The 18,615-nt window shown below is 65.2% G+C and carries 15 protein-coding genes and 1 riboswitch; of the genes, 9 read left to right on the forward strand and 6 right to left on the reverse strand.

The window, feature by feature from the left end; all coding sequences use genetic code 11:
• Nucleotides 1-60 precede the first annotated feature (60 nt).
• Nucleotides 61-432, forward strand: coding sequence for a hypothetical protein (locus tag ACZ1JY_RS05810; RefSeq protein ID WP_465130657.1), 372 nt, complete (start codon nucleotides 61-63; stop codon nucleotides 430-432).
• A 16-nt stretch (nucleotides 433-448) separates the two neighbouring features.
• On the opposite strand, the gene ACZ1JY_RS05815 is transcribed toward ACZ1JY_RS05810, so the two are convergent.
• Nucleotides 449-2,008 carry a transferrin-binding protein-like solute binding protein gene (locus tag ACZ1JY_RS05815; RefSeq protein WP_465130658.1) on the reverse strand — a complete coding sequence of 520 codons (1,560 nt, stop codon included), beginning with the start codon at nucleotides 2,006-2,008 and terminating at the stop codon, nucleotides 449-451.
• 411 nt (nucleotides 2,009-2,419) lie between these two features.
• Nucleotides 2,420-3,313: a HupA family protein gene (locus ACZ1JY_RS05820; protein ID WP_465130659.1), complete on the reverse strand. Its 894-nt coding sequence runs from the start codon at nucleotides 3,311-3,313 to the stop codon at nucleotides 2,420-2,422.
• A gap of 262 nt (nucleotides 3,314-3,575) precedes the next feature.
• On the opposite strand from ACZ1JY_RS05820, the gene ACZ1JY_RS05825 reads away from it, so the two are divergent.
• Nucleotides 3,576-3,773 (forward strand): hypothetical protein, encoded by a 198-nt coding sequence (locus ACZ1JY_RS05825; protein WP_168903714.1) that lies wholly within the window; start codon nucleotides 3,576-3,578, stop codon nucleotides 3,771-3,773.
• A 7-nt stretch (nucleotides 3,774-3,780) separates the two neighbouring features.
• Here the strand turns inward: ACZ1JY_RS05825 and ACZ1JY_RS05830 are convergent, their stop codons facing one another.
• The 4 genes from ACZ1JY_RS05830 to ACZ1JY_RS05845 form a co-directional block, all read right to left on the reverse strand.
• The gene (locus tag ACZ1JY_RS05830; RefSeq protein WP_465130660.1) at nucleotides 3,781-4,515 is read right to left on the reverse strand and encodes an ABC transporter ATP-binding protein; all 735 of its coding nucleotides are present in this window, start codon (nucleotides 4,513-4,515) and stop codon (nucleotides 3,781-3,783) included.
• Nucleotides 4,512-5,474, reverse strand: coding sequence for a FecCD family ABC transporter permease (locus tag ACZ1JY_RS05835; RefSeq protein ID WP_465130661.1), 963 nt, complete (start codon nucleotides 5,472-5,474; stop codon nucleotides 4,512-4,514). The genes ACZ1JY_RS05830 and ACZ1JY_RS05835 overlap by 4 nt, the downstream gene beginning before the upstream one ends.
• The gene (locus ACZ1JY_RS05840; protein WP_465130662.1) at nucleotides 5,471-6,355 is read right to left on the reverse strand and encodes an ABC transporter substrate-binding protein; all 885 of its coding nucleotides are present in this window, start codon (nucleotides 6,353-6,355) and stop codon (nucleotides 5,471-5,473) included. The genes ACZ1JY_RS05835 and ACZ1JY_RS05840 overlap by 4 nt, the downstream gene beginning before the upstream one ends.
• Nucleotides 6,356-6,420: 65 nt before the next feature.
• Nucleotides 6,421-8,352 (reverse strand): TonB-dependent receptor plug domain-containing protein, encoded by a 1,932-nt coding sequence (locus ACZ1JY_RS05845; protein WP_465130663.1) that lies wholly within the window; start codon nucleotides 8,350-8,352, stop codon nucleotides 6,421-6,423.
• A 69-nt stretch (nucleotides 8,353-8,421) separates the two neighbouring features.
• A riboswitch (cobalamin riboswitch) is annotated at nucleotides 8,422-8,622 on the reverse strand.
• Between the two features lie 355 nt (nucleotides 8,623-8,977).
• Here ACZ1JY_RS05845 and ACZ1JY_RS05850 point away from each other — a divergent pair.
• The 7 genes from ACZ1JY_RS05850 (at nucleotide 8,978) to odhB (ending at nucleotide 18,607) form a co-directional block, all read left to right on the forward strand.
• A complete protein-coding gene (locus tag ACZ1JY_RS05850; RefSeq protein WP_465130664.1) occupies nucleotides 8,978-10,150 on the forward strand; it encodes a cell wall hydrolase in 1,173 nt (390 codons plus the stop codon).
• Nucleotides 10,151-10,569: 419 nt separating this feature from the next.
• Nucleotides 10,570-11,505, forward strand: a complete 936-nt coding sequence (locus ACZ1JY_RS05855; protein ID WP_465129402.1) for an IS110 family RNA-guided transposase — start codon at nucleotides 10,570-10,572, stop codon at nucleotides 11,503-11,505.
• Between the two features lie 202 nt (nucleotides 11,506-11,707).
• Entirely contained in the window at nucleotides 11,708-12,019 is a 312-nt protein-coding gene (locus ACZ1JY_RS05860; RefSeq protein WP_168903710.1) for a hypothetical protein, read from the forward strand.
• 335 nt (nucleotides 12,020-12,354) lie between these two features.
• A complete protein-coding gene (gene mdh, locus ACZ1JY_RS05865) occupies nucleotides 12,355-13,317 on the forward strand; it encodes a malate dehydrogenase (protein ID WP_118073434.1) in 963 nt (320 codons plus the stop codon).
• Nucleotides 13,318-13,381: 64 nt separating this feature from the next.
• Nucleotides 13,382-14,266 (forward strand): succinate--CoA ligase subunit alpha, encoded by an 885-nt coding sequence (gene sucD / locus ACZ1JY_RS05870; RefSeq protein WP_062343955.1) that lies wholly within the window; start codon nucleotides 13,382-13,384, stop codon nucleotides 14,264-14,266.
• A gap of 218 nt (nucleotides 14,267-14,484) precedes the next feature.
• Complete coding sequence (locus tag ACZ1JY_RS05875) at nucleotides 14,485-17,337, forward strand: 2-oxoglutarate dehydrogenase E1 component (protein WP_465130665.1); 2,853 nt, start codon at nucleotides 14,485-14,487, stop codon at nucleotides 17,335-17,337.
• Between the two features lie 28 nt (nucleotides 17,338-17,365).
• Nucleotides 17,366-18,607: a 2-oxoglutarate dehydrogenase complex dihydrolipoyllysine-residue succinyltransferase gene (gene odhB, locus ACZ1JY_RS05880; RefSeq protein ID WP_465130666.1), complete on the forward strand. Its 1,242-nt coding sequence runs from the start codon at nucleotides 17,366-17,368 to the stop codon at nucleotides 18,605-18,607.
• The last annotated feature ends 8 nt before the right edge of the window (nucleotides 18,608-18,615 follow it).

Genomic DNA, 18,615 nt, shown 5'->3' on the forward strand with positions numbered 1-18,615 from the left:
ACGGTTCGGCGCAAGGTGGATTGTGGCAATGCGCGCGCAAGGCGATCAAGGCCGCAGAACATGAGGGTCAAGGCAATGGACGTACGGACGATGTGCAGCGCGCTGGCGCTTGGGGTTGTGGCCTTGCCGGGCGTGGCGCTGGCGGATGATCCCTATGACCCGCAGATGCGCACGCAGGCGGCACGCGAACGCGACCGCGCGATCATCCGCAAATTGAACCAGCAGGAACTCGCCCGCGTGCGCGAACGCGATGCCCGCTATGCGAAAGACTGGGCCGCGTGGCGCGAGCATGACGCCCGCAATGGCCGTTCAGGACGCGACGCCGACCGCGCCTATGCGCAAGCCCAGGACGATTACGAGCAGCGCATGGCCGAATGGCGCCGCGCGGTGGCGGCGTGCCGGGCGGGGCGCTACGAATACTGCGCGCGGTGAGCGTGGCTCGAGGCGTTCACGGCACGAGTTTGCCCACGACTACCCCCTGCGCCGACAGCACCGGATTGAAGCCGGACGAATCCTTGAAGTGAACGTCTGTGATGCGGAACTGGAACTGTCCGCCCAGTTCAACGCCATCCGGCCCATAAAAGAGCCCGGACATGGAGCCCACCTTCGCGTTGTTCTGAGAAAGATCCGACAGGAAGCTGCGGCCTGAAGCGAAGCCGCTTGTAAAGAGTATGGGATCGTATGCCAGTGATTGCCCGGAGGTGCGATTGATCAAGATCGGCAACATCGAGCCTTCGAAGGTGCTGGCATCAAAGTTCACGAGAAACGTGGCTGCCCCCCTCAAATCCTTCCGGACCTGAGGGCTTAGCCCGGCCATGGCATCGCCATATATCTGGGCATTGTAGGTTGCCTTGCCGTTCCGGGGGCTGTCGAGGATGGTAGGACCGGTAACGCCCATCACCGCGAAATACGATTGTTCGATCGTGCCCGCCCCGGACGCTATGGTCTTCAAGAAATTGCCGAAGGTCGTATAGGACAGCTTGATATCGGGATTGGCGCCACCGGGATTGAACAGCTTGAGCTGCTCTGTCCCATCAGCGACAATCTTGCGGTATATTGTGTAGCGCGCGTCAGACTCGGCCGAAACAATGTCCTTTGCAGCGAGGCTGACCTGTTCCGACGAGCCGGGCTTGTAGGTGTATGAGCCGTCTGCAACGCGGAACTGCACTTTGGCGCCCTGTGTCTCGAACAGCACATCGTAGGGAAGGTCTGGTATGAACCGGTAGAGTTCGGCTGTCGGTCCGGCTTTGCCAATCATGAAGCCGGCGAAAGCGGCGCGGCTGTCAGGCGACTGCCCGTAGAAAGTGGCCCCGACTTCGTTGCCGCTCGGGCCATAAAATGCGCCCTCCCATTTCGCTGAAACACCGCCGAGGGTGAAGTCGCCATCAAAGCTGCTTGATCCGGAACTGATGCGCGAACTACCGGCCCATTCGGGACCTTCCTGATCGGCATTATCGTAGACACGCGTCTGGCGAGCCAGCCCCTGCGTCCGGATCTGTCCTGTCGCAAAGTCAACAACGACGACGCCGGATCCCCTGAGCCGGTACGCCGTATCCGTGACCAGCGTGCCGAACAGGAAAGTGCCGAAAAGCGCCTTGCCGGTCGTCGGCACTTGCGATGGGAGCGATGGGTAGCCGTAAGTGAAGGCCAGATCGGTGGCAGACACCTGGCCAGAACCGTTTATCAGTTTCTCGTAGAGGCCGCCGCCAACATAACTGCAGCAAGTTCCGCCGGAGTTGCTTGTCAGGAACAGGCTTTCCGATGTGTTGCCCGTCTCCTTGCGAAACTCGACCTGACGAAGCCCGGAAGCGATCACATCCGATCGCGCGAAGGACTGGTTTACTCCGTCCCCAGAGATGCGATAGCCGCCGGTTGCTCCGTCGTATGAGATAGAAAGGGGCGTCTTGGCCGCGCTGGCCTGAGTAGTCTGGCCCGTGTCCGAACTCACCACGGTCTGCAACTTCGCCGCAACATTAGCGAACGATTCCGAAACCTTGAGATCGTTCAACGAGGTGTTTGCAGGCGTGGGCGTAGGGGTGGGTGTCGGGGTTGGGGCAGGCGTTGGCGTGGGTGTAGGCGTCGGCGTGGGTGTGGGTGTCGGAACCGGCGTTGGCGTGCTGCTCACACCGCCGCCACTACCGCCGCCGCACGAGGCCAGCAGGAGGGCAAGTGTCGTGGTGGCCGTTGCGGCGAAAATCTTGCGGTTCACGGTTGCCCCAGTTTCTGGTCCGAATCCCTGTATTCGAACACCAATTCGGATGAAGAAATAGCCGGAAGCGATGATAATCGCGAACGTCTATTTGGCTCAAATATGTGATCTTTGTCACATTCTCAAAGGCTTGTTGAGATGGAAACGGGGCCAAAGAACAAATGCCCACCCCCTGCCCCTCCCGCCTGCGGGAGGGGGAAGTGGTCGCGCTCAGTTCTTCTTGCCGAAGAGGGCGCCCTGGACGCTGAGCGTGGTGTCGGTGGTGCCGTTGAGGAAGAAGGTGTAGCCGGCCTCGACCCCGCGCGGGCCGAAGAAGGCACCGCTGAACGCGCCCGATGCGTTGCTTCCCGACAGCGTGCCGGTGAAGCCCGGGCCGGAACTGCTGATCGTGCCGGTGCCGTCGTAGTTGCCGATCTGGGTCACCGTCGAACTGCCGGGCAGCTTTCCGGCAAGGGCGAGGCTGGTGTTGACCGAATTGCTGCCGAAGTTGGCCGAGAACGTGCCGGTGGACTCTCCGAACAGGACATAGGGTTGCCCGTTCCTGGCCGCGAGCCCTACGACTTGCGTGGAATAGGTGGCGCTGCCGCTGCGCGGAACGTCGGACGCCTGCGTGGGCACGCCGCCGACCAGACCGTAGCTCCGTTCTGCGCCCGGCTGGAAATGCGTCCAGTTTCCGAGCAGGGTATGGCTGAGCTTGACGCCGTTCACGCTGGGACTGGAGATGGACAGGACATCGAGGTTGCCGTTGCCGCTGGGCTTCTGCCAGGTGACCGTGGTATCGTTCTCCTGGGTCACGTTGGCCGGGGTGAATTCGACGACAAGGCCGCTGCCGTTGTTGAGATTATAGGTATCGGTCGCCGCGAAATACTTGATCTCCACGCCCTGGCCGAAAGCAAGCGTGCTTTCGTTCCTGAGTTCCGGGCCGACGGGTACACCGGTGATACCGCCCGACTGGAAGGTCTGGTCGCCGGTCAATTCAGCGAGCGTCTTGTAGGTGACCGGCGGAGGCGTGGATGCCATGCCGCCGCCATCGCCGCCACCGCATGAGGCCAGCAGGGTTGCGAGCGAAAGCGTGACGGTAGCGTTGCGCAGCGTTGTGATCATGTTGCCCTCTGTTGCTGCCCGAATCTCCATTCCGGGCAACCTGATGACAAGAACTAGAAGCAAACCCTTACGGGTGCGAACGTAAAGGCGGGGCAAACATGTGATTTTGATCACAATCCCTGCGTGCGCAAAGGTGCATGATGGTCATGCTGGGCCGAATTTCGTCGGTAAACTACGTGACTTTGTCGAAACCATACAATCGCGCGTGACGAAACTTTGCTAGGGCCTGCTAACCAAAGTTAGGGTTTCAGGGCCACCAAGCATGAGCGCCGACACTACAGTTCCAGCCAATCCGCCTGCGCAGAGCCTGTTCTGCCGCAGCGCGAGCGCGCGCGAGGACCGCCCGGCAATTTCGATGCGGGTGCGGGAAAGCTTTGCAGCCTATTTCGCGGCCGACTTCGCAGCGGCAATGACCGAGCATCGGCACGAGAACGACCAGATCGCCCCGACCGCGGCGTAAGACCTTTCTACATCGCCAGCGCCATGTGGCCGGGCTCACCCAGCCAGCGTGCATCGAGATTCCAGACGCGGGCGATGACCTCTTGCGAGAGAGCATCACGCGGCTTGCCCTGTGCGGCGACGCGGCCGCCATCGAGCACGACGACGTAATCGGCGTGGTTCATTGCCAGGGCGAGATCGTGGACGACGAGTACGACTCCCCGGCCCTCTTCCGCACGCCCGCGCAAGGTGCGGATCAAGGCCTGCTGGTGGGCAAGATCGAGCGCGGCCAGCGGTTCGTCCGCGAGAATCCAGTGCGGCTGCGTGGCAAGGACGCGGGCAAGCAAAGCGCGGGCGCGCTCGCCACCTGACAGGGTGGAAAGCGCGCGATCGGCCAGCGGTTCGAGCTGCATCGTCGTAATGGCTTGCGCGACGGCTTCGGCATCCTCTGCAGGGCTGGCGCGGTGCGGCAAGCGGCCGAGGCTGACAAGCGTGCGGACCGCGAGGTTCCATGCGACCTCACCCGATTGCGGAAGGTAGCCGATGCGGCGCGCTCGCTCCTGCGCGAGCATCTGCGCAAGCGGCTGGCTGGCAAGGGTGACGGTGCCGGTGGCAGGCTCGATCAGGCCGGCAAGCGCGGCGAGCAGCGTGGACTTGCCTGCGCCGTTCGGGCCGACAATGGCAGTGACACCGCCTGCGCGCAGTTGCGCGGTCACGCCATGCAGGCGGTGCGGGATAGAGATACCGAGTGCTTCGAGCATCATGCCAGTTCCCGCCGCAGCTTGAGGAGCAGGCGCAGGAAGAACGGGGCGCCGGCAAGGCTGAGCGCGATGCCGAGCCGCAGTTCGCCGCCTTGCAACGGAAGGACACGGCACAGACAATCGGCGACGAGCAGCAGCAGCGCTCCGGCAAGGGCCGATGGGAGCAGGGTCGCCGAAGGGCGCTGGTCGGTGAACGGGCGGACGAAGTGCGGAACCATCAGGCCGACGAAACCGATCATGCCGGCAACCGCGACGCCGCTGCCGACGATCAGGCCGATGGCGACGATCATCACGCCAAGCAGGCGCACAGGCTCGACCCCGAGCGAGCGGGCGGCGGCCTCACCGAGCGCCAATGCATCGAGCGCGGGGGCGGCGCGCCAGAGGGCGGCGAGGCCCAGCACGGTGAGCGGCGCGGCAAGCCGCACTTCGTGCCAGCCGCGATCGGCCAGAGCGCCCATCAGCCAGGTGACGATCTCGGACAGGGCGAAGGGATTGGGCGAGAGGCTGATGGCGAGGCTGGTCATGGCGCCGGCGAGGCTGGCGATCATCATGCCCGCCAGCGTGAACAGGGCGATGCCGCCGCTGCGCCCGGCGATCAGGGCAAGCAGGGCCATGGCTCCGGCGGCTCCGGTCAGCGCGAAGAGCGGCAGCGTGAGGGCCTGTGTTTCGTAGCCGGTGTAGAAGGAGAGGACCGCGCCAAGGGCCGCAGCGGGAGCGATGCCGAAAAGGCCGGGGTCGGCCAGCGGGTTGCGCAGGTAGCCCTGCATGGCTGCACCGGCGGCGCCAAGGCCGGCGCCAAGCGTCAGGGCGAGGAGCGCGCGGGGCAGGCGCAGTTCCATGAGGATAGCGGTGGCGTTGGGGACCGGGGAGCCGAACGGGTCTATCCACACCTGTCCGGCAAGGAGCGAGAGCGGGAGGGCGAGCGCGAGGGCGGCAAGGAGCAGGATTGCGGGACGGGTCATCGCGAGTGCCCCTCCACCATCTGCGATGGTCCCCCTCCCCGTGCCGGGGAGGAATTGCGGACTTCCGCCAAGCGCTGGGCGGCGGCGATCAGGGTGGGGCCGCCGCAGTAGAGGAGTTTGGGATTCAGGGTGGCGCGGCGGGTCTTGTTCAGCGCCTGGAGGGCGGGGTGACTGAGGACGCGGTCATCGCCTTTTCCGGTTTCGGCGGTCTGCCCGGCGACGAGGATCAGTTCTGGCGGGTCGGCGAGCATCTTCTCGAGCGGGAGGAGATCGGCTTGGCCAAGACCGCGCGCGGCGGCGAAGTTGGTGTAGCCGGTGCGGCGCAGGAGGTCGACGATGAGGGTGCCGTCGCCGGGGACCATGCCGCCCGACTGCCAGACGACGGTTTCGATCGGGCGCGCTCCGGCTGGCGGGGCAGCGGCGGCGAGTGCGGCGTCGATGCGGGCGATCAGCGCTTCGCCGCGATCCGGGTGTCCGGACAGCGCGGCGACATGGCGGATCTGGTCACGGCTGGCCTCGATGGTGCTGGCCATGCCCAGGGTTTCAAGCCGCAGGCCGAGGCGCTGGTAGGCGCTGGCGGTAGCGGGATCGATGAACGTGCTGCCGAGGACGAGATCGGGCTTGAGGGCGAGGACTTCCTCGACCGTGCCACGCGTTGCGGGCAGCGCGCTGGCCAGGCGCGCGTCCATCGAGGCGGAGCGCGGGTCCTTGCTGTAGTGCGAGATGGCGAGGATCTGCGCCGGGTCTGCCACTTCGGCGAGGATCGCGTCGGTGCAGGGATTGAGGCTGACGATGGTGGGGTGCGCGGTCGCGCGAGATCCGGGAGTGGCCTTGCCTTGGGGGATGCAGCTGGCGGTAAGGGACGCTGCGAGCAAGACCACCCCCCGGCCCCATCCTCGGGCGAGGATGGGGCGAAGAGCTTTTGCTTGTGGCGCAAGCCGTTGCATCAGTACCGCGCGCGAATGCCGATGTAGGCAGAGCGTCCCCAGGTGCCGTAATCGGCGACGGTCTGGTAGTTCACGTCGAACACGTTCTCGACACGGCCGTAGAGTTCTACCTTCTCGGTAAGGGGGAAGCTCGCGCGCACGGTGGTCAGCGCGTAGCCATCGAGGCGGCGGGTGTTCGACGCGTTGTCAAAGCTGTCTCCCACGAGGCGCAGATCGGCACCGAGGGTGAGCCCGGCGAGCGGTGATGTCCAGTCGCTCGACAGGGTCAGCGCATGAGCCGGACGACGGGCGAGATCCCTGCCGAAGTTCGCGGTGCCGCGCGTGCGGTTCTCGGTTTCGAGATAGGTATAGGCGGCCTGCAGGTGCAGCATATCGGTGGGACGCGCGCCGAGTTCGGCTTCGACACCCTGCGCGCGGGCTAGGCCGACGTTGTCGTAGAGGCCGAAGGGCCGCGTGGCGCAGGCGTTGAGGCTGGCGCACGAGACGAAGGTGATCAGGTTGCGGCTGTCGCGGCGGAACACGGTGACGGCCGCGTGGAGCTGGCCATAAGGCACGCCCCATTCGAGGCCGGCGTCGTAGCTCTTGCTGCGTTCGGGGTTGAGCGCGGCGTTGCCGTAGTTCGAAAGCAACTGGTAGAGCGTGGGGGCCTTGAAGCCTTCGCCGTAGCTGGCGCGCAGGCGCAGTTCCGGAGTGATGCTGAACGAGCCGTTGGCGCCGAAGGTCCATGCCGTGCCGAAGCGGCTGTGGTCGTCGACGCGAACGCCGGCGGCGAGGCTGGCGCGGTCGGTGCTCCAGCCGAGCAGGGCGTGGCCGCTGGTCAGGTTCGCCTTGGCTGGCGCATCGAAGGTGCTGGAGAAGCGGGTCCATTCGCTGTCGCCGCCGAAATCGAGGGTGAAGCTGGCCGGAAGGTTGAGGCGGCCGGTCAGGTCGACGCGCTCCGAGCGGCCCTTATAGCCGTAGGACGGGTCGGTGCCGAAGGTCGGATCGAAATAGTCGCGCTTCGTATCGGACAGCGCGAAGCCGGTGTTGAGCGTCAGGATGTTGCCGCTGTAGCGCAGGCCGACGCGGCCCGAGGCCTGGCGGGTGGTCTGGTATTCGGGAGTATCGCCGAAGACGAGGTAGGTCGGCGGGCCGAAACCGTCGATATCGGTGCGGGTGTCGGCGTAGCGGGCGGTGGCGACGATCGCGAGGTCCTGCGAGAGGTTGACGCGGCCCCGGCCCCCGACGCGCCACTGGCGGAAGCCGTCGGGCTCTGTGCCGACCGCTGCGGCCGAGACGCCATCGCTGCGGCTATAGCCGCCGTTGAGGGTAAGCGCGCCGAAGTCTGACGAGATACCGGCAGCGGCATCGGCAAGGTAGCTGTCGTTGGCGCCGAGTTCGGCGCTGGCTTCGATGCCGTTGAGATCGCGCGACTGGACGGCGATGACGCCGCCAATCGCGGCAGAGCCCCAGACGATCGAGTTGGAACCGCGCAGCACGTCGATGCGCTCGATGCCGCCGGGGGTCAGCGTGCCGAAATCGAAGCCGCCCGAGGGGGCCGAGACGTCTTCGAGGCGGACGCCATCGACGAGGACGAGGACCTGTTCGGCGTCCGAGCCGCGCAGGCGCACGCCGGTGAAGCTGCCGGGGCCGCCGTTGCGGGTGATGGTCAGGCCGGGAACGCGTTCGAGAACGCGGGTGATGTCGGGGCCTTGGATCGACTGGATTTCGGCGGCGGTGATGACGGTGACAGGCTGGCCGGTCTTGCTCAGGGCAGTTTCGCTGCCGGTGGCGATGACGGTGATCGATGCCGGATCAACCTTGTAGTCTGCGACGACGACATCATCGGTGCCTTGGGCAAAAGCAGGCACGGCAAAAGCCAGGGCGGAAACGGAAAGCAAGTACTTCTTCACAGGACGCAACTCCGGCCACGAACGGTTGATGCCGTCCATGGCGAGAGGTGCGCTGGGCCATGAATCTGGCGCGCCTCGTCGCGTGCGCCCGGTACACCCCGCCCGGCCGCGGAACGACTACCATCGGCAGGTTTCCTGGCTCCCGGGTCATCGCCCGCTGCCCGCCTTCCCAGCGCCGGGGATCGAATCCGGCACCAGTGGCATCACTGGACAGCGCGCTCTCCGGTTACAGTTGCGGGGGCAGCGCCGGATTTGAACCGGCTTCCCTCTTAGCCCGTGTTACCGGGCACCGTTGGCGTCGGCGCGGGGAACTAGCGGGAACTTAGCTGCGCTGCAAGAGGAACTACGTACTTCGGGGCAGGTTTGCTGCCCAATTCATTCTCACGCAAAGCCGCAAAGACGCGAAGATGCCGCGCAGGTTTGATAGGACAGCCATCACCTCCTGCGGCGATTATCCAAGAGCATTGCCTGCGGCCGCGCACGACCCCTTTGCGCCTTCGCGTCTTTGCGTGAGGTTTTCCGATTTGAGCGCCAGGCCGTGAGCTTGCCAGTTAACCGGATCGCAGGAGCTTGTGCCGCATCGGGACAGCGGGAAAAGCGGCCGTGCGCGAGGGCGCGCAAAAGGTTAGCGCAATTGAGGATTTTCAGGATTCTGCCCAGCCCCATGCCTCTCGAGCTTGCCTATCGCCCGATCGAACTGCCCGGCGTGGCAGCGACGGCTAATGGCGAGCAGGGCCCGCGCGATTTTGCGGCGCGGATCCGGCGCCGGGACATGCGCTCGATCCGCAAGGCCTTGCGCGCGCCTTCGCTGATGCGGCAGCGGCTGGGCGGCGTGGCTATGTTCGGCGTGCTGGGGCTGCTGCTCGGGCCGACCGGGTGGGGCGAACCGGGCGGCGTTCAAGCGGCTGTCGCGCGCGCCCAGATGGCGGGCCTGCAACCGTTCGAGCGCGGGGGTGACAGCTTTCCGGGCTCGGCGTTCTACTGGCTCGACACCAGCGACAGCGGACTGATCGCGCCGACAGAAGCGCAGGCGAAATGGGACCAGAGCCATTCGGATGCCGAGATCCTCTCGGCGCGTCCGGTCTCGGCGGCGGGATCGAGCGAGGACCGCTGGCGGGCGCTGCAATGCCTGACCGCAGCAATCTATTATGAGGCGGCGAGCGAGCCTGACGGCGGGCAACGCGCGGTCGCCCAGGTGGTGCTCAACCGTGTGGCGCATCCGGCTTGGCCGAACACGGTATGCGGCGTGGTCTACCAGGGGTCGGAGCGGCCGGGCTGCCAGTTCTCGTTCGCGTGCGATGGCTCGCTGGCGAGGAAGCCGATGAAGGCGTTCTGGGACCGGGCGCGGCGCGTGGCGGCCGATGCGCTGGCCGGATACGTCTATGCGCCGGTCGGGCTGGCGACGCATTACCATACGACGGCGGTGCATCCCTACTGGGCGCCGAGCTTATCGTTCATCGGCACGATCGGGGCGCACCGCTTCTATCGCTGGGCCGGCGCTGCAGGGCGTCCGGCGGCGTTTACGGCGCGGTACTTCGGCGGCGAGCCGCTGGCCGCGCCGCATCCGCGCACATGGACGCCCTCGCCTGTCGACATTGCCGATCCGCTGGCGCTGGAGAAGGCGTTCGAGGAAGGGCGGATCGTGGCGCCAGTTGCTGCGGCGACGGTTGCTCCGGTGGCGGCGGTCCCGCAGGCTGCGGCGCAGCAGAGCCTTGTCCGGCCGCAGGTGCTGCCAGGCGTGAAGGCGGGTGCGACCAGCGCGCCGGTTTCCGGCAGCGGTTCGGTGCTGCCGGGGTATGAGAACGCCAACAAGTGGATTGCGCAGCCGGGGGCTTGAGAGCTTCCAAGCCTTGGAATGGTTCACGCAGAGGCGCGGAGGAAGAAGCGAGACGCGGAGGAGCGTCGCGCGCGAACCGATGTGCCGGTCTTCAAATGGGAACCGGGAAGCGGCTTTGCCGCAGCTATCTTCTCTGCGTGTCCTTTTTCTCCTCTGCGTCTCTGCGTGAACAATTCAACGCTCACAGCCTGCACACACCCCTCCACCCCCGCTTCGCGGGCGGTCCCCCTTGTATCTTGAAAATGGTGCATGATGCGATTGCGGGAGGCTCCGCTAGCGGAGCCTCCCGCCCGTTCGCGAGCCCGTGTCCCCCTTGGTCGTAGCAGCCCGCTGGGGAGCTTGGGCCCGGACGGATCTTCATCAACCCGAACGGTTGCACGGGGCGTTGACCCCGCACACGCAAGGATGGGAACGGAGATATGGCACAGCACGATCAATTTGTCGGTATCGATGTCAGCAAGGCGCGGCTTGATGTCTGTCTGTGGCCGCAGAATGAGGCCTGCGCTTTTGCCAACGACCGGGATGGCTTGCGAGCCTTGATCCGGTGGCTTCGCCGCGTCAGACCCCACGCAGTCGGCTTCGAGGCTTCGGGTGGTTATGAACGCGCTCTGCTGACGGCTCTATGCGAGGCAGACCTGCCCGCTCGACGCGTCAACCCGATGCGCGTGCGCCAGTTCGCCCGCGCTGCCGGGATTCTGGCCAAGAACGACAGGATCGATGCTGCAGCGATCGCGCATTTCTGCGCTGCGCTGCCCCAGCGCGAGGTGGTCCACGATCCTGCCCGCGCCATGCTCGGCGAACTCGTCACGGCACGCCGCCAGCTGTGCGAGGAGCGCACCCGCTGCGCCAACCAGGCCGAGCAGACTGCCAGCGCGCTGCTCAGGCGGATCGCTGCACAGCGGATCAAACGGCTGTCAGCCGAGATCGCGCTGGTTGAAGCAGAGATCGCACGCCTGATCGCGGATCACCCCGAACTTGCCGAGCGCAACGCAATCATGCGCTCGGTGCCAGGCGTCGGGCCGACAACCGCGGCAACGCTCCTCGCGTTCATGCCGGAACTCGGTGCAATGAGCGCCCGACAGGCCGCATCGCTCGTCGGCGTCGCGCCTTTCGATTGCGAAAGCGGGGCCTTCAGGGGCAAGCGACGCATCGCCGGAGGGCGCAAACCTCCCCGCGATGCACTCTATATGGCCGCCCTCGTCGCAAGTCGGCGCAACACCACAATGGCCGTCGCATACCACAATCTGAAAAACGCCGGAAAACCAGCAAAAGTCGCCCTCGTTGCGATCATGCGAAAACTCATCACAGCTCTCAACGCCATGATCCGAAACAAACAGAAATGGGCTGCCACATAGACGGTTGCTCCCCGTTTGTCCTGCAGAAAAACGGAGAGGACCTGCTGGTGTGTTCTCAATCCGTCGCAAAACCGTTTCAGGACGGATGGTTATTCGTTCCTTTACCGTGTCGTCACACACACTCTTAGCGCTGGTGGGTCTAGGGCGGGGTCGTGGAGAACGGCACCGATTGTCCCCGGCGCCGTCAGAGAGTTGAGGCACCATGCTGCGTTTTGCGCCCCGTTACGGCATCATTTCCCCCTGTCTTTCGCGAAAGATCCAGGCGCGGCACCTGCGGGCGGTAAACGATAATGGGGCAGGCTCAGGGCCAGGCTCGATCTGTCAGGACGAGGCGCTCGATACCGCATTGCGGCTGTTTGCGGCGCATGGCTTCTCGGCGGCGGCTCGCGCACGAGATGCTGCGGTCATTGCAGAACGCAGCGGCGAGCCGGGCCGCGTGGAATTCTGGGTCGAGGTCTGCGCGACGCTCGACCGGCGGATGGCGCGCGACTTCCTGAAGCGCAAGCGCAGCTGATCTGCACCCGAGTTTGCGGAGAGGAAAAGCAAAAGGGTAGCCCCGGTGGAAACGCCGGGGCTTTTTTGCTGCAGATTGCTTGCGTATTGCCTTATAAATTTTCGGCTCGCTGACCGACTGTCGGGCAGTTTTCAAGCCATCTTGCTATTGCGAACTGATATCACAAAAACCCCGGATATAGCGGGTTTTCGCGGTTGCATTCGTGTGCGCACGGGCCTAGGGCGCGAGTCATTCTGCCAGAACCTTCCTGTCTCGCGGGGCACGGGAGGGACCTGGGCGAAAGCTCTGCTGGCATTTGTATGCTTGTCCCCGCGAACGGGAAAGGACCGTAGAGCATGGCACGCAAGAAGATCGCGCTTATCGGCGCAGGCAACATCGGGGGCACCCTCGCCCACCTCGCCGCCCAGAAGGAACTGGGTGACATCGTCCTGTTTGACGTGGTCGAAGGCGTGCCGCAGGGCAAGGCGCTCGACCTGTCGCAGTGCGGCCCGGTCGAAGGCTTCGACGCCAAGATCACCGGAACCAACGACTATGCCGACATTGCCGGCGCCGACGTGATCATCGTGACCGCCGGTGTTGCCCGCAAGCCCGGCATGAGCCGCGACGACCTGCTCGGCATCAACCTCAAGGTGATGAAGGCCGTCGGCGAAGGCATCCGCGACAACGCGCCCGACGCTTTCGTCATCTGCATCACCAACCCGCTCGACGCGATGGTGTGGGCGCTGCGCGAATTCTCCGGCCTTCCGCACAACAAGGTCGTCGGCATGGCCGGCGTGCTCGACTCGGCACGCTTCAGCACGTTCCTGGCATGGGAATTCGGCGTCTCGATCCGCGACGTGAACACTTTCGTGCTCGGCGGCCACGGCGACACCATGGTGCCCGTCACCCAGTATTCGACCGTCAACGGCATTCCGGTGCCCGACCTCGTCAAGATGGGCCTGTCGACGCAGGAAAAGATCGACGCGATCGTGCAGCGCACGCGTTCGGGCGGCGGCGAGATCGTCGGCCTGCTCAAGACCGGCTCGGCGTTCTACGCACCGGCCGCCTCGGGCATCGCCATGGCCGAAGCCTACCTCAACGACCAGAAGCGCATCCTGCCTTGCGCTGCCTACGTCGATGGCCAGTACGGCGTTGACGGCCTCTATGTCGGCGTGCCGGTGATGATCGGTGCAGGCGGCGTGGAGCAGGTGATCGAGATCGAACTCGACGCCGAAGCCAAGTCGAACCTCCAAGTCTCGGTCGACGCGGTCAAGGAACTGCTGGAAGCCTGCAAGGGCATCGACAACTCGCTGGCTTGAGCTGACACGGATCTGCGCCCTCGCCTGAGCGGGGGCGCAAGCGCCTGACGTTCCGGAGTAATTGATGTCCATTCTCGTCGACAAGAACACCAAGGTCATCACGCAGGGGATGACCGGCAAGACCGGCAGCTTCCACACGCAGGCTGCGCTTGATTACGGCACGCAGATGGTTGGCGGCGTGACTCCCGGCAAGGGCGGCACCACGCACATCGGCCTGCCGCAGTTCGACACCGTGGCAGAGGCCAAGGCGGTGACCGGCGCAACCGCTTCGTGCGTCTATGTGCCGCCTTCGGGCTGCGCCGACGCCATCCTCGAGGCGATCGATGCCGAGATGGAACTGATCGTGGCGATCACCGAGGGCGTCCCCGTGCTCGACATGGTCAAGGTCAAGCGCGCGCTGTCGGGTTCGAAGAGCCGCCTGATCGGCCCGAACTGCCCCGGCGTGCTGACGCCGAACCAGTGCAAGATCGGCATCATGCCCGGTTCGATCTTCAAGGAAGGCTCGGTCGGCGTGGTCTCGCGCTCGGGCACGCTGACCTATGAAGCGGTGTTCCAGACCTCGGCCATCGGCCTTGGCCAGACCACCGCTGTCGGCATCGGCGGCGACCCGGTCAACGGCACCAACTTCATCGACGTGCTCGAACTGTTCCTCGCCGACGAGGCGACCAAGTCGATCATCATGATCGGCGAGATCGGCGGCGATGCCGAGGAGCAGGCCGCGCAGTTCCTGATCGACGAGGCCAAGCGTGGCCGCAAGAAGCCGATGGCCGGCTTCATCGCGGGCCGCACCGCGCCTCCGGGCCGCCGCATGGGCCATGCCGGCGCCATCGTCTCGGGCGGCAAGGGCGACGCCGAAAGCAAGATCGCGGCGATGGAAGCCGCCGGCATCAAGGTCTCCGCCTCGCCCAGCCTGCTGGGTGAAACGCTGGCCGAAGTGCTGAAGGGCTGAGGTCAAAAGCTACCGCCCGGATAGGTTACCTTGCGTAAGGTGCCACCGGGCGGATGCTTGAAGTTTTTCAGGTAGGCCCCCGCAACGGAAGCGGCCTGCCGTCGTTACGGATTTTTGCGCAAGCCTTGCGAGGTGCGCGCTGGAAGGGTCGGCTCTGCGAGAGTGGAGCGGAAAATGTCCGAAGCCCCCAACCTCCCCGGGGGGACCAGGAGTTGATGATGGGTTCTGAACTGCACGATTTCGACGTGGATCCGGCTCAGGAAGGTCCGCAGCCCGGTCCTTCGTGGGCCAACAAGCGCTGGCCGATCACCGATGCCGCGGCAGGCGACGACCTGACCCAGGCGATGGACCCGATGGCGCTGAAACTCGTCATCGAGAAGGCCGCCAAGAAGGGCGGCGTCGCGCTGGATGAAGGCGCGCTGCAGCAGGCGGCGATGGATTCGATCCGCGCGATGATGCTGATCCGCACCTATCGCGTGCGCGGGCATCTGGCCGCCGATCTCGACCCGCTTGGCCTTGCCCGCCAGAAGCTCCCGGCCGACATTTCGCCCGAGTACCACGGCTTTACCGCCGCCGACATGACCCGCAAGGTCTATCTCGGTGGTGCGCTCGGCCTTGAATGGGCGACCGTCAACGAACTCGTCGCGATCCTGCGCGCAAACTACTGCGGGCACATCGGCTTCGAATACATGCACATCGCCGACGTGGAGGAGCGCCGCTTCATCCAGGATCGCATCGAAGGCGGCGACAAGTCGGTCGACTTCACCCCCAACGGCAAGAAGGCGATCCTCGCCGCCGTGGTGCGCGGCGAGCAGTACGAGAAGTTCCTCGGCAAGAAGTACGTCGGCACCAAGCGCTTCGGCCTCGACGGCGGGGAATCGATGATCCCGGCCCTGGAAGCGGTGATCAAGTACGGCGGCCAGCTGGGCGTCAAGGAAATCGTCTACGGCATGGCCCACCGCGGCCGCCTGAACGTCCTCGCCAACGTGATGGCCAAGCCCTACCGCGTGATCTTCCACGAATTCTCGGGTGGCTCGGCCAACCCCGAGGACGTCGGCGGTTCGGGCGACGTGAAGTACCACCTTGGCACCTCGACCGACCGCGAGTTCGACGGGACCAAGGTGCACATGAGCCTTGTGCCGAACCCCTCGCACCTCGAAACGGTCGATCCGATCGTGCTCGGCAAGGTGCGTGCGCAGCAGGTGTTCCGCGACGATATCGGTGACGACGTGGGGCCTAACGCGCGCCACAAGCAGGTGCTGCCCGTTTTGATCCACGGTGACGCGGCCTTTGCCGGCCAGGGCATCGTGTGGGAGTGCTTCGGCCTTTCGGGCGTACGCGGCTACAACACCGGTGGCTGCATCCACTTCATCATCAACAACCAGATCGGCTTCACCACCTCGCCCCAGTTCTCGCGCGGGTCTCCGTACCCCTCGGACGTGGCCAAGGGCGTGCAGGCGCCGATCCTGCATGTGAACGGCGACGATCCCGAAGCGGTGACCTTCGCCTGCAAGCTGGCGATCGACTACCGTCAGAAGTTCGGCCGCGACATCGTGGTCGACATGTGGTGCTACCGCCGCTTCGGCCACAACGAGGGTGACGAGCCTTCGTTCACCCAACCGCTGATGTACGCCAAGATCCGCCAGCATCCGGGTGTCAGCGATATCTACGCCAAGCGCCTGGTTGGCGAAGGCGTGATCGATGCCAACTACAAGGGCGAGATCGAGAGTCACTTCGTGGCGACGCTCGAGACCGAGTTCGAGGCGGCCAAGGGCTACAAGGCCAACGAAGCCGACTGGTTCGGCGGCCGCTGGTCGGGCTTCAACAAGCCGGCCGACCCTGTGACCGCGCGCCGCAACGTCGGCACCGGCATCGACCAGAAGCTGTTCGACAGCCTCGGCCGCACGCTGACAACGGTTCCCGAGGACCTGACCGTCCACAAGACGCTGGGTCGCGTGATCGATGCAAAGCGCGAGATGTTCAGCTCGGGCCAGGGCTTTGACTGGGCGACCGGCGAAGCGCTGGCGTTCGGCAGCCTCGTGTCCGAGGGCTATGGCGTGCGTCTGTCCGGACAGGACTGCGGCCGCGGCACCTTCAGCCAGCGTCACGCGGTGTGGGTCGACCAGAAGGACGAACGCAAGTACGTGCCGCTCAAGACGCTGCCGCACGGCACGTTCGAGGTGCTGGATTCGACGCTTTCGGAATATGGCGTGCTCGGCTTCGAGTATGGCTATGCCAGCGCGGACCCGAAGAGCCTGGTGCTGTGGGAAGCGCAGTTCGGCGACTTCGCCAACGGCGCGCAGATCGTGATCGACCAGTACATCGCCGCATCCGAAGCCAAGTGGCTGCGCGCCAATGGCCTCGTCATGCTGCTGCCGCACGGGTACGAAGGACAGGGTCCGGAGCACTCCTCGGCACGCATGGAGCGCTATCTGCAGCTTTGCGCCGAAGACAACATCCAGGTGTGCAACATCACCACGCCGGCCAACTACTTCCACGTGCTGCGCCGGCAGATGCACCGCCCGTTCCGCAAGCCGCTGATCATCATGACGCCCAAGAGCCTGCTGCGCCACCCGTTGGCAAAGTCGGTCGCTTCGGACTTCGTGGGCGAAAGCCACTTCATGCGCATACTGTCGGACATCAATCCGGCAGCGGACAAGGACACCCGCAAGGTCATCCTGTGTTCGGGCAAGGTCGCCTATGACCTGATCGAAGCGCGCGATGCGGCGGGCATCACCGATACGCAGATCATCCGCCTCGAGCAGCTCTACCCCTTCCCCGGCGAGCCGCTGGCCCTGCGCCTTTCGCGCATGACCAACCTCGAGGAAGTGGTGTGGTGCCAGGAAGAGCCGCGCAACAACGGTTCGTGGTTCTTTGTCGAGCCGATGATCGAGGAATCGCTCAAGGCGGCCAAGAGCAAGGTTGCCCGCGCCCGCTATGCCGGTCGTGCTGCGGCGGCGTCGCCCGCCACGGGCCTCGCCAGCCGCCATGCCAGCGAGCAGGGCGCGCTGGTGGCCGACGCGCTGGGCCTTTCGGTACGTGGCGAGATCCGCCGTCAAAAGAAGAACTGATTTTCCTTCTCCCCGAGGAACATGAATTATGTCGATTGAAGTGAAGGTTCCGACGCTGGGTGAAAGCGTCAGCGAAGCAACCGTCGGCCAGTGGCTGAAGAAGCCCGGCGAGGCCGTGGCACTGGACGAGCCGATCGTCAGCCTCGAGACCGACAAGGTCGCGGTCGAGGTTCCGGCTCCGGCTGCGGGCGTGCTTGGCGCGCTCGTGGCCAACGAGGGCGACACGGTGAACGTCGGCGCGCTGCTCGCGCTGATCGAGGACAGCGTGGCGGCCGCTGGCGCACAGGCCCCTGCCCCGCGCACCGAAGCGCCGGTTCCGCCCGCTTCGGCTTCGGAAGCACCTGCTGCGGCTCCTGCGGCTGCGCCTTCGGGTGACGCAGCCGCGCTCTCGCCCGCGGTCCGCCGTGCGGTGCTGGAATATGGCATCGATCCTTCGACCGTGAAGGGCACTGGCAAGGACGGGCGCCTGACCAAGGAAGACGTGATGGCGGCGGCTGCGGCCAAGCAGGCCTCGCCTGCTCCGGCAGTGTCGGCTCCGGCCGCGGCGCCTGCTGCTGCTCCGGCTGGCGGTCGCAACGAAGAGCGCGTCAAGATGACGCGACTGCGCCAGACCATCGCCAAGCGCCTCAAGAGCGCGCAGGAAACCGCCGCCCTGCTGACCACGTTCAACGACGTGGACATGACTGCCGTCATGGAAGCGCGCGCCAAGTACAAGGACGTGTTCGAGAAGAAGCACGGCGTGAAGCTTGGCCTGATGTCGTTCTTCGCCAAGGCCTCGGTTCTGGCACTGAAGGACATTCCGGCCGTCAACGCGCAGATGCAGGGCGATGAGATCGTCTACTTCGACTACGTCGACATCTCGGTCGCGGTCTCGGCTCCGAACGGGCTGGTCGTGCCGGTGGTGCGCGATGTCGACAAGATGAGCTTTGCCGACATCGAGAAGGCGATTGCCAATTACGGCAAGGCGGCGCGCGACGGCACGCTGACCATGGCCGACATGGCGGGCGGCACTTTCACCATCTCCAACGGCGGCGTGTTCGGCGGGCTTATGTCGACCCCGATCATCAACCCGCCGCAGTCGGCCGTGCTCGGCCTGCACCGCATCGAGGACCGCCCGGTCGTCCGCAATGGGGAGATCGTGGTGCGCCCGATGATGTACATCGCGCTGTCCTATGACCACCGTATCATCGACGGTCGCGAGGCAGTGACGGCACTGAAGACGATCAAGGAAGCGATCGAGGACCCGACCCGCCTGCTGATCGATCTTTGAGCGGACAG

This window comes from Novosphingobium sp. BL-A-41-Hi4B-X5A (genome assembly GCF_055521705.1).

Coding starts and splice junctions, on each gene's coding strand:
- ACZ1JY_RS05810 (WP_465130657.1), top strand. CDS start 61: ATGAGGGTCAAGGCAATGGACGTACGGACGATGTGCAGCGCGCTGGCG.
- ACZ1JY_RS05820 (WP_465130659.1), bottom strand. CDS start 3,313: ATGATCACAACGCTGCGCAACGCTACCGTCACGCTTTCGCTCGCAACC.
- ACZ1JY_RS05825 (WP_168903714.1), top strand. CDS start 3,576: ATGAGCGCCGACACTACAGTTCCAGCCAATCCGCCTGCGCAGAGCCTG.
- ACZ1JY_RS05830 (WP_465130660.1), bottom strand. CDS start 4,515: ATGATGCTCGAAGCACTCGGTATCTCTATCCCGCACCGCCTGCATGGC.
- ACZ1JY_RS05835 (WP_465130661.1), bottom strand. CDS start 5,474: ATGACCCGTCCCGCAATCCTGCTCCTTGCCGCCCTCGCGCTCGCCCTC.
- ACZ1JY_RS05845 (WP_465130663.1), bottom strand. CDS start 8,352: ATGGACGGCATCAACCGTTCGTGGCCGGAGTTGCGTCCTGTGAAGAAG.
- ACZ1JY_RS05850 (WP_465130664.1), top strand. CDS start 8,978: ATGCCTCTCGAGCTTGCCTATCGCCCGATCGAACTGCCCGGCGTGGCA.
- ACZ1JY_RS05855 (WP_465129402.1), top strand. CDS start 10,570: ATGGCACAGCACGATCAATTTGTCGGTATCGATGTCAGCAAGGCGCGG.
- ACZ1JY_RS05860 (WP_168903710.1), top strand. CDS start 11,708: ATGCTGCGTTTTGCGCCCCGTTACGGCATCATTTCCCCCTGTCTTTCG.
- mdh (WP_118073434.1), top strand. CDS start 12,355: ATGGCACGCAAGAAGATCGCGCTTATCGGCGCAGGCAACATCGGGGGC.
- sucD (WP_062343955.1), top strand. CDS start 13,382: ATGTCCATTCTCGTCGACAAGAACACCAAGGTCATCACGCAGGGGATG.
- ACZ1JY_RS05875 (WP_465130665.1), top strand. CDS start 14,485: ATGGGTTCTGAACTGCACGATTTCGACGTGGATCCGGCTCAGGAAGGT.
- odhB (WP_465130666.1), top strand. CDS start 17,366: ATGTCGATTGAAGTGAAGGTTCCGACGCTGGGTGAAAGCGTCAGCGAA.